Source organism: Stenotrophomonas sp. (assembly GCF_032099025.1).
Lineage (GTDB): Bacteria > Pseudomonadota > Gammaproteobacteria > Xanthomonadales > Xanthomonadaceae > Stenotrophomonas.
In genome coordinates, this window is sequence record NZ_DAMCID010000049.1 from 9,994 (window position 1) to 10,799 (window position 806).

Sequence of the window (806 nt, forward strand, 5' to 3'; positions counted from 1 at the left end):
GGTGGTGTTCCTGTGCCTGGCGGCGCTGTATGAGAGCTGGTCGATCCCGGTGGCGGTGCTGCTGGTGGTGCCGTTGGGCGTGCTGGGCGCACTGGCGTTCTCGCTGGCCCGTGGCCTGCCAAACGATCTGTACTTCAAGATCGGCCTGATCACGGTGATCGGCCTGGCCGCCAAGAACGCGATCCTGATCGTGGAGTTCGCGGTGGAGCAGCGGGCGGCCGGCAAGAGCCTGCGCGAGGCGACCATCGAAGCCTCGCGCCTGCGCTTCCGCCCGATCCTGATGACCTCGTTCGCCTTCATCATGGGCGTGATCCCGATGGCCATCTCCAGCGGTGCGGGCGCCAACGCGCGTCACGCCATCGGCACCGGCGTGATCGGCGGCATGGTGTTCGCCACCTTCCTGGGCCTGCTGATGATCCCGGTGTTCTTCGTGGTGGTCCGGCGCATGCTGGGCGACAAGCTGGACGAACCGTCCAAGGAGTTCCTGGAACGCCAGGGCGAAGCCAACGCGGCGCACCGTCCGGATCGTTGATGGACAGGGGCAACCCCGGTTGCCCCACCGGTAGGTGACCACCGTTGGTGGTCACGCTGAAACACGAAAGGCCCCGGAGCAATCCGGGGCCTTTTTTTTGCCTCAGACGCGGCTGCCGGTGGGGCGAGCGCGGGCCGCCTTACCCTTGTCGGCGAATGTCTCTCAACAGCGGCTGCCGGTGGGGCGAGCGCGGGGCCGCCATACCCTTGCCTGCGACGCCCCCGGCGTCGGCCTTCGGCCGCCCCCTCCTCCTTTACTTCGCCACAAGGGCATG

General features: G+C 67.6%; 1 protein-coding gene. It reads left to right on the forward strand.

Going from position 1 to position 806, the window contains the following annotated elements; genetic code table 11:
- Positions 1–532 (forward strand): efflux RND transporter permease subunit (locus RT456_RS19075; RefSeq protein ID WP_313348979.1); only part of this gene is annotated, 532 nt, incomplete at its 5' end.
- Positions 533–806 lie beyond the last annotated feature (274 nt).